Here is a 9,295-nt window from a genome sequence, read left to right on the forward strand (position 1 = left end):
GTCGTAGCTGACCTCCCGCGAATGATGTTCGCCCGAGCCGAGCAGCGAAGCCGGCCTCTTCCCCTCTGTGACCGAATGGGCAATTCCGTCACAGAAATCAAGCGTCAAAAATCCCTGCTAATCCCAGAGTTTCCGCGCCATTCGGCGCTCCTCCGCCCCGACGACATCGCCATAGATCGCCGTGGTGGCGAGCTTGGCGTGACCGAGCCATTTCTGGAGCAGCGTAATGGGGATGCCACGTTCCAGCGCAGCGACGCCGAAGCCGTGGCGCAAACCCTTCGCCGTTGCATGCGGCCCGTGAACACCGGCAACCGCCATCACTTCTTTCACGCGCCGATGCCCAGTCATTCTGTGCCACGGCCACAACCGCACTGACGCGCCGCCGTCTGGTGCATCCTGAAGCCTGCGCAGGCCGTGTACTCGTTCCAGTTCGCTCAAGAGCGTTGGGGACACCGGAACCGCACGATGCACGCCCAAGCGACGCTTCTTCAGGCTTCGGAAGACGATGGTGCCTGTCCGAGTGTCGATGTGGTCGGCCGTCAGGGCGAGTGCCTCAGATAGGCGGCAACCCGTGTCCTTGAGAACGAGGCACAGGGTGTAGACCTCAGGCGCCTGACCCATCGCGGCCTTGATGAACGCGCGCCGTTCGGCGGCGGTCAGATATTTGCGGTGGCCCGTCGGGTCGAACAGGCTCCAATCCATAGTGCCTCGCGCGTGAATGAAGGCCGTCCCTCCGTGGCTGTTTCAGCTTCCGAATCGTAACGCAGGGCCGCCCGAGCGAGCGACAGTATTGCCCATTCTGTCACTCGGTTTGCCGGAGGGCCTGTGGCACAGGGGCAACGCAAATTAGTGACGACACCATCCTGTGCAGGTCGATCGGCGCCGTTCTTCTACCCCTGCTCAGGAGGTTTCAAATGTTGATTGTCCCTCACTCTCGGCGCCGCGCTCTCGCGGCGCTTAACGGCATGCTGGTGGCGCTCGCGCTTACGGCTTGCCAGACCACGGCGGCAGACAATGCCAATCGGCTGACGGCGGATCAGGTCCGCAGCACCTTTATCGACCGCGAGTGGAGCCAAGGCGAAGGCACCTTCATGTTCGCGAAGGACGGCTCCTACCGCTACGCCGACAACCGGATGAGCGCGAACGGCACGTACCAGATCGGCGACGATGGCGTGCTCTGCACGTCCAACGCCGGTTCGGGACTGCGGACTTGCTACACCTTCTACCGCGACGGCGACGGCTACCGGTACTGGCACGACCGCTCCGGCCGGTACTGGCCGGCCTATCTTCGCTGAGGAGAATCCCATGACCATCATCAACACTGTGCGGCGCCATGCGCCGCAGCTTTTCGTCGCCGCGACCGCCCTGCTTCTGGTCGGCGGCGGCTCGCCCGCCCTCGCCCAGGACGCCTACAAGGCTGCCGTTCCGGCGCTCGAACAGGCGGGCGGAGCCAAAACCTGCGTGAGCTGCTTCCTGGAGCGCTATGCGCCCGCCGAACAGCCCAAGGCGTTCGCCGTGTCCAAGGACGGCGCCTATGGCGCGCGTTGGCATCGACAGTTGTCGATGGAGCAGGTGAAGAAGGAAGCGCTGGAGAGCTGCCAGAAGAAGCCGGAGTACAACGCGGCGAACCCCTGCGTGATCTTCTTCGAGAACGACAAGCTGGTGTGGAAGCCATGAACATCCGCGCCAGCATTCTTGCCATCGCCGCAGTGACAGCGCTTGCTGCCTGCGGCGACAGCGGCAAGGTGGAGCTGACCGTGACGGAGCGTCGCGACGTGTATCCGGGCGGTCAGCTATCCTGCGAAATCAAGGGCACGCTCAAGAACAACGAAGGCGCGGAGTTGCGCCGGATCGAGTTCGACCTGACAGCGGGCGAACGGCGCAGCATCCATGGCGGGGATTCCAACATCCCCGCCAATGGCCAAAGCCGCTTCAGCGTGCTGTTCGTCGGTACGGCGTGCGGCAATCTGCCGAGCCGCTTGGGCATCGAGACCAAGCGCTGCTACTTCCGAGGCGACCGTGATTGTTCAACCATGGTCGCGCTCCGCCAGTGAACCATAGAGCCAGAAGAGGTAGAGGCGGCCGTCAGGCCGCCTCCTCCGCTTCGGCGGATTGCAGGCCACCGAGAAAGTCGGTGGCCTTGGCTGCCTGAGAGGCGGCGGTGAAGATGGCCTTCTTGTCGGCCTTGAGCACCTTCAGCCAGTTGTCGATGTAGGCGGCGTGGTCCGGACGCGGGGTGAGCGTCACGCCCAGGTCGGCGCACAGGAACGCCGCGCCCAGCTCGGCCACGAGTTCTTCCATCGCATAGGCGTCGTCGCCGAAGCGCTTGCCGAACTGGCGATCGCAGCGGCGGTCGTGACCCGTCCAGTGGGTCAGCTCGTGCAGCAGCGTGGCGTAGTAGCTCTCGGTCGCCGAACTGGTCCCGGTGCCGAGGAAGCGTTCGCGCTCAGGCATCTGGATGATGTCGTCGGACGGACGATAGAAGGCGCGGCTGCCGCCGTGGCGGACGATGGCGCCGGTGCCGCCGACGAAGCGCTCGGCCGCGTCGATGACCTGCACGGGGTCCTTGGGCTCGGGGAGCGCGGGGGCCTCGTAGCCGTCCACCTGGTCGGCGTTGAAGACCCAGCTCGCGCGGGCCATGAGGCGCGTGGCGTGCTCGGTCGCGCCGGTCTCGGCGTTCTGCTCTTCCACGTCCAGCTCCTTGTAGAAGACCACAAGGCTGGATTTCTCGCCCTTGCGGACCTGGCAGCCCTTGTTCTGCCATTGGCGGTAGGTGCCCCATGTGCCGGTCGTGAAGCCTCGGGCCTGGCCGGCGGCCCAGAGGCTGACGACGTTGATGCCGCGATAGGCTTTGGCGGTGTCGATATTGACGGGGCGATTCAGACCCTCGCCGCTGCGGTGCCAGGGCATCTGCCAGCCGCCCGCACCCGCCTCGATGGCGGCGATGATGTTGTTCGTGACCTGGGTGTAAACGTCGAAGCGTTGTGCGGTCATCGTTCCTCTCCTTGTCTTGCCGGCGACCGCGCCCATCGCGGCCGTCCGATGGCGACCGGAGAGGCAGGGGCAAGACGGGCGGCGCACCCGACAGGGCTGGAGGAACGGAAGACGGCGGGAGGGCTGTTTGTTGTAGCGCAGCGCCCAAGAAACTGACCGGACGCCGTTGCGCCACCTGGCGCCCCTGCCAGGTCAGCCAACCCATGAGGACGGTTCGTGGGCTGCGGGCGGTGACAAGGAGAGGAAGCGCGCCAACGGGAAGCACGTTGCCCAGAAACAGAACGACCCCGCCAAAGAGGAAGCAGGGCCGCGCTAATGGAGACTTCGATGACTTCCTGTCAGCGGCGTCAGAGACTTATGGCCGCCCGCGATAGTCGGCAGTTGACGATGAGCGGCCCTAAACGGGGCTCAGCCGAGGCCGCGCCTGAGCGTAGGAAGATCGGGAAAATCGGGGTACAACCGAATGTCAGCAAGGAGGACACCGGTTAGCGGCAGGGGGTGAGATGGTCTGGGGCAATTGGTTCGGGAACGGCAGAAAGTCAGACCCAGAGCTGCTGCAGGAGATGTTCGCCAGCCTGGACCGCATGTGGCGGGATGCCGTGCGGGTGGTCGAGGGATCGAGCAACATCGATTCCGTTGACAGGATCACCTTCCGAAAGGCGGTTTACAGCGGCGACCAGGAAGAGGCCCGGCGGGTACTGCGGCGGGTCGTTTTCCCGCAGCTATCCGAGGAGGAACGCGAGCGTCTTCGGTATGCCGGCCAGTCGGAGAGTTGGGCCAAAGCCGAAGACCTGGTGGGTTCGGGTATCGTCATCCCGAAGAACGCCCCCTTCCCGATGGACGCTCTGGAGTTGGCCTACCTGCCGACATTCGACGGCAATGGCGAGCGGGCGAGAGAACCTCTGTGGTTCCAGGGTGAGGGCCACCTGCTGACCGTGGCGCCGACGGGCTCGGGGAAAGGGCAGCGCTTCATCCTGCGCACGCTGCTGGAGTTCGAGGGACCGGCCATCGTCCTCGATCCGAAGGGTGAGAATTACAAGGCGACGGCGTGGCGCCGAAACCTGTTCGGGCAAGTCTTCAAATGGGCACCGGGTGAGCCGGATTCCGATTGCTACAACCCGCTCGACCGCGTGAAGGGTTGGGACGATGCCCGGCTGCTTGCCGAACTGCTGGTCATACCGCAGAGCAAGGAGCCGTTCTGGGACGATGCCGCTCGCGACCTGCTCACGGGCCTCATCTTCTACGTCCAGCGCCGCAGGCCGCCTGGACGGCGCAACATGCGCGAGGTGTGCCGATTGCTCGCCATGAGCAAGGCCGATCTCAATGACATGATTGAAGACCTACAGGCGGCCGAGGATGAGCGGCTGCGCGAGTTGGGCAACATCATCGAGACCCAGTCAGAGGCGCTGCGCGCTTCGATCGCCACGTCCCTGCGCACGCAACTCGCCATCTGGCGGTCCGATGATGTGATGGCGGTGACCTCCACCTCCACGCCGGGCTGGTCGGTCGAGGACATCCTCGTGCGCGACAACATCAGCGTCACCTTCGCGGCCAAGGAAGGCCGCGCGCCCGGTTGGCATCAACGGCAGGACGGCGGCGTCACGCGCGGCAGCGCAGCGACAATCTACCTGGTGGTCTCGCCGGAGCGGATGTCGGCGATGCGCTCGGTGATGCGCGTCCTGCTCGGCCAGCACCTCGGCGAGGCGATCCGCGTCCGCAAGATGCTGGATGAGGGCAATGCCGAGGATAAGAATCTGCCAGAGAGGTATCTCGACTGGCCGATGATGTTCTATCTCGATGAGCTGCCACAGCTCGGCTACATGCGCATCATCGAGGATGCGGTGGCGATCACGCGGAGCTATCGCATCCGCCTATGGCTGTTCACGCAAGACATGGCCCAGCTCGAAGAGGTCTATCCGAAGTGGAGAAGCCTCATCGCGAACTGCCGCTGCCAGATCTATTTCCGCCCGAACGACAAGAATACGGCGGACCATATCGCCGACCGCCTCGGCAAGCGGAAGGACATCTGGGGCGGCGAGGACTGGGTGGCCTCGCCCCAGCAGCTCATGGGGCAGGAGTTCCGGGATGAGTGCGTGATTGTCCAGGACGGCCATCTAATCCGCGCCACGATGTACGATCCCTTCTACGCGAATGATGAGCTGCGCGCGTGGGTCAAGACCAAGAAAGCCGAGTTCGGCGACGAGGTCATCCGCGCGCCGCGGCCCGAAGCAGCGCCGCCGGCACCAGAACCAGAACCAGAACCGGAAGAACCGCCGACCGCCGACGCCGACCTGGCGGGCGACGCGGAATACCAGGCGGAGTTGGCAGCCCTTCAAGCGCGCATGCGCGCGCGCAAAACTGCGGCTCCACCGGCTTCCCCCACAAGCATCGGCCGTGATGAGATTACCAGAACGCCTGAGCGGCCCGTGGAATCATCCGAGCCGCCGCGCCGCCCTCCGGCTCCTCCAAACTTCGACGAATGAACAGAAGCGGCTCCCAGCGCGCCACACGCCCCTTCAAAACCGAACCGCCACAAGAAAGGACAGTGCCGATGAGATGGATAAATGAAAACCTGACGACGATCATCGTCCTCGGCGTGGTGGTGGTCGGGCTGTACTTCTGGCTGATGCGCAAAAGGTACGCCGATTCCTTCAACGCTGAGAGAAACCGGATCGAGGCTGAAAAGCGCGCACGCCGGGAAGCGGGCGGGCAAACCCGCAAGGGCTCCTGAACCGACGGTGCAGTCCTGCCGTCGATTGAGCGGAAGTGAGGAACGGAGTTCACCACTCCGCCCCTTTCGGGAGCCCCTTGCCGATGGCGCAGCTTCGCCTCGGTGTCCGGCAAAGCGCGTTCCATGCAATTCGTATTGCGCCGCGATTGCGGCGCTCTATCCACAGGCCGATGCGTTTTAGGTGTTTTAGAATCTGTTTTAAGTAGTTTTAGGCCGGGCTAACCGCCCAAATCCCGAAGCAATCCGGGCGGTTCCGCGAAACACCCGGTGGGCAATGTACGGAAAATGGTGGGCAATGTACGGAAAATGGTGGGCAATGTACGGAAAATGGTGGGCAATGTACGGAAAATGGTGGGCAATGTACGGAAAATGGTGGGCAATGTACGGAAAATGGTGGGCAATGTACGGAAAATGGTGGGTAATGTACGGGTTCCGGTGTGTAATGTACGGCATCATCCACAGGATCGGGCGGCAACGGGCCGTATCCGTACATTACACACCGACCGCTCAAGAGCCTGAGGTCTCGTCGTCTGATTTGACAGGGATTCGTCAGGCAACCCGCGCGAGGAGCGCGCGAGCCGTCATGCAGAGGATGGGGCCGTCCTTGCCAACTTCCTCGGCAAGATGAAAGTCCGGCAGGTCGTTGGCAACGACGATCTGGCGCATCATCCGGCAGAACTCCTTGAAGCTGGCGGCGCTGCCGCTGCGTTCGTAGATGGTCTTGAACAGATAGCGCGCCCGGTCGGTGCCGGCGCTTTTCCGCGCGAGGCGATAGACGAAGCGCGCCAGTCCTTTATCGATGAGGAAATAGTCGGGGTTCACTGTGAGGATTTGCGGGTTGTCGTGGGTCACGACGGCTTCGTAAATCCACTCGGGGATGACGATCTCGATCGTGGAAACGCAGCCCGTATCGGTTCGGCTGATCACCTTATAGGTCTCGATCAGGCCGAAGCCAGCGGTTGCCCTGAGCTTTGCGTTCCGATTGGTGCGCGTGATCTTGACGGTGGTGTTCTTGAGCCGGTCGAGCGATTTCTCGACGGCCTCGTATTGCTGGCCGCCATCACTGAGCCGACAGAACTTCAGCACCTCCTTGACGTGCGGGCGGAACGTGCGCGTGGGAGGCTTCCCTTTCCCGTCGCGATGACGCCTTACGGCTTCAGCCAGGTGCGAGATGCACATCAGCACCAGGTCGTAATCCCAGACCGAGGCCATACCGTAACCGCCTGCCGTCACTTCGACCTGGGCGCCGTGAAGCTGGTATCGCAGCACATCGCCCTTGCGCTGATGGCGCTTGGACAACCTGAAGACGGCGACGTCCATCAGATCGACCCCGTCCTTGACCGGGATGTCGTACAGCGAGGGAACGAAGAAGTCCGGCTGGTTGTCGTTCGCCGGCGCGGGGCGCATTGAAGAACGCGGTGCTGCCTGTTCGAGGGTCTCGCCCAGACGATTGAGCGCCTGTTTGAGGGAACAGGACTCAATGATCATCGCTGGCGGACGCGCGACCGTCATTCGATAGCAGCACCTCTTTGGTTGATGTCTGTCTAGTAATTTACCATGGGCGGATTCTTACACGGCGGAAATTTTTCCGCTGCGCTGATCTCGGGCGCATTCCGGCACTTCGCTGACTGCGCCGATTGGGTTCACTGGGAACCCGAAGACACGGCCTCGCCGTCAAAAAGACGCCGGTAGCTGGCCTCAAGTGCAAGCAGCTCCTCCGGCCGCAAGGCGGCGAATTCGTTGTCCCGCGCCCGCTTCGACAGAGAGCCGTCATTCTGTTGCAGGAAGCGGAACAGAAGGTCGAGGAGGCGATCCGGCATGTCCACGATGGCGGTGGCCTCCGCCCTGAACAGATCGTGCCGCCGAAGGAAGTCCGCTTCGCGCGGGAGATCCTCGTCGATGGTCCGGGCCACGCATTCAAACAGGAACTCGGCGTGCGGCGTGGCGTCGAAGTAACGGTAGAAGTCGAGCGTGTCGTTGAGGACGTGGACGTTGCTCTTCGCGGTCGGCTCCCACGCGACCAGCGGCAGCATGCGGGCCGAGTAGCTTTCCAGAACCGCCTTGTAATCCGCGATCCGGTCGAACATCACGGCCGAGACCGGGAACACGACGCCCGGCGGGTTGAAGCCGCGCTCGGCCAGGACATGATGGATGAGATAGCGGTGCAACCGTCCATTGCCGTCCTCGAAGGGATGGACATAGACGAAGCCGAAAGCGAGGACGGCGGCAGCGATGACGGGGTCGAGCGATCCGGCCGTTCCACCTGCAAAGGCAATGAGGCCGTTCATCAGCACGGCGAGGTCGTCATGCCTGGCGCTGATGTGATCGGGAAGCGGCGCCATCGTGTCGCGGTCATGCTCCCCGACAAAGCCGCCTTCCGTCCGCAATCCCATCCTGACGAATCGGGCGTCCTCGATGACGATGCGCTGAAGACGCAGCAGCTCGTCGAGGTCGAGCGGCTTCTGACCGGCTTCGCCGATGGCGCGGCCCCAACGCTGGATGCGGTCTTGCGGTGCGCGTTCGCCCTCGATGGCGTAACTCGACTTGGAATCCTTAAGCAGCAGGAAGGCTGCTGCGCGCGCGAGCACGTCTTTCGGAACGGCCGCGACCGCTTGCAGCGCCTGCTCCTTGAGACCGCGCGCCACGAAGGCCTGGAGGCGCTCTGTCTTGAAGACCAGGGGACAGAAGTCCGGCGTGCCGGGCAGGTTGTCGCGGACGCGGTGACGCTGGGAGAGCACGCCTTCGGTGGCGAACTGCTGTTCGGGATCGACAACCGGCACATAGCTGCCCCTGTCGGCATCCGCGAGGTCGAGACGTTTGCCCAGCAGCCATTCGTAGAGAAACCAAAGGCGGCGGGCATACGCACTGGTCGGCTTGGCGCGGACGAATTGGGCGATGGCCTCCGGCCCGGTTGCCAGAAAGAGACGGCGCAGGACGGCAAGGTCGAGCCCCTCATATTTGAGGGCGAAGACGAGGTGGCCTTCCAAAGTCGGTTCTGGCGCGTGGCGCGGTGTGAAGAGCCGCCAGGCTTCGGCCTCGAAGACACGATGCTTCTCGCCGATGGCTGCGAGCCGGGCCGGCAAGGGTACAGCCAGAGCGTAGGCGCCGATCAGCGCCGCATAGCCGGCGGGTGTCGCCCGCTCGGGCAGGCGTCGGTCGTGAAAAACGCTGACCGGCCCTGAGAATTGGTGCTGTGGCTCGGCATTCATGAAAATTGCTGACGGCCCCTGAGGCTTGTTGATGAATGTTGCCTTCCGTGAATTTCGATGATGAGCCATGAAAATTGATTTTTCAACGCCTTTCCGCATGAAATATAAAATCTCAGCAGACCCTGACGCGCAGCCCTTTGGGGGTGAGCCGCTGCTGCCGATGATCGGCGACGACTATCGAGCTGTTGAGATTCGTTGCCGCTGGCGGCAGGAGCTTGGGTCTGAGTGTGCCAAGAATGTGCCAAAAACGAGAAAAGCCCCGATCCGGAGATCGGGGCTTTTTCGTAAGACGCTGATTAATCAGCGTTTATTTGGTTGCGGGGACAGGATTTGAACCTGTGACCTTCAGGTTATGAGCCTG

General features: G+C 63.1%; 10 protein-coding genes. 6 read left to right on the forward strand and 4 right to left on the reverse strand.

Annotated features, from left to right (window positions below; all coding sequences use genetic code 11):
- Positions 1-117: 117 nt before the first annotated feature.
- Positions 118-702 carry a tyrosine-type recombinase/integrase gene (locus AUP43_RS02705; RefSeq protein ID WP_067552311.1) on the reverse strand — a complete coding sequence of 195 codons (585 nt, stop codon included), beginning with the start codon at positions 700-702 and terminating at the stop codon, positions 118-120.
- A gap of 212 nt (positions 703-914) precedes the next feature.
- Between AUP43_RS02705 and AUP43_RS02710 the strand changes: the two genes are divergently transcribed.
- Genes AUP43_RS02710 through AUP43_RS02720 form a run of 3 tightly spaced genes read left to right on the forward strand, consistent with a single transcriptional unit; the run spans position 915 to position 2,054 of the window.
- Entirely contained in the window at positions 915-1,295 is a 381-nt protein-coding gene (locus AUP43_RS02710; RefSeq protein WP_157089199.1) for a DUF995 domain-containing protein, read from the forward strand.
- A 10-nt stretch (positions 1,296-1,305) separates the two neighbouring features.
- Positions 1,306-1,677, forward strand: coding sequence for a hypothetical protein (locus AUP43_RS02715; RefSeq protein ID WP_067552315.1), 372 nt, complete (start codon positions 1,306-1,308; stop codon positions 1,675-1,677).
- Complete coding sequence (locus AUP43_RS02720; RefSeq protein ID WP_067552318.1) at positions 1,674-2,054, forward strand: hypothetical protein; 381 nt, start codon at positions 1,674-1,676, stop codon at positions 2,052-2,054. Before AUP43_RS02715 ends, AUP43_RS02720 begins: the two co-directional genes overlap by 4 nt.
- A gap of 31 nt (positions 2,055-2,085) precedes the next feature.
- On the opposite strand, the gene AUP43_RS02725 is transcribed toward AUP43_RS02720, so the two are convergent.
- Entirely contained in the window at positions 2,086-2,994 is a 909-nt protein-coding gene (locus tag AUP43_RS02725) for an ArdC family protein (protein ID WP_198154802.1), read from the reverse strand.
- A gap of 503 nt (positions 2,995-3,497) precedes the next feature.
- Between AUP43_RS02725 and AUP43_RS02730 the strand changes: the two genes are divergently transcribed.
- Positions 3,498-5,477: a type IV secretory system conjugative DNA transfer family protein gene (locus AUP43_RS02730; protein ID WP_067552325.1), complete on the forward strand. Its 1,980-nt coding sequence runs from the start codon at positions 3,498-3,500 to the stop codon at positions 5,475-5,477.
- 68 nt (positions 5,478-5,545) lie between these two features.
- Entirely contained in the window at positions 5,546-5,725 is a 180-nt protein-coding gene (locus AUP43_RS02735) for a hypothetical protein (protein ID WP_067552328.1), read from the forward strand.
- 549 nt (positions 5,726-6,274) lie between these two features.
- Here AUP43_RS02735 and AUP43_RS02740 read toward each other — a convergent pair.
- A complete protein-coding gene (locus AUP43_RS02740) occupies positions 6,275-7,237 on the reverse strand; it encodes a replication initiator protein A (protein WP_232314860.1) in 963 nt (320 codons plus the stop codon).
- Between the two features lie 131 nt (positions 7,238-7,368).
- Entirely contained in the window at positions 7,369-8,934 is a 1,566-nt protein-coding gene (locus AUP43_RS02745; RefSeq protein ID WP_067552334.1) for a Fic family protein, read from the reverse strand.
- Between the two features lie 67 nt (positions 8,935-9,001).
- Here AUP43_RS02745 and AUP43_RS18890 point away from each other — a divergent pair, with 67 nt between their 5' ends.
- Positions 9,002-9,268, forward strand: a complete 267-nt coding sequence (locus AUP43_RS18890) for a hypothetical protein (RefSeq protein ID WP_157089200.1) — start codon at positions 9,002-9,004, stop codon at positions 9,266-9,268.
- Positions 9,269-9,295 lie beyond the last annotated feature (27 nt).

Source organism: Oceanibaculum pacificum, assembly GCF_001618175.1.
Lineage (GTDB): Bacteria > Pseudomonadota > Alphaproteobacteria > Oceanibaculales > Oceanibaculaceae > Oceanibaculum > Oceanibaculum pacificum.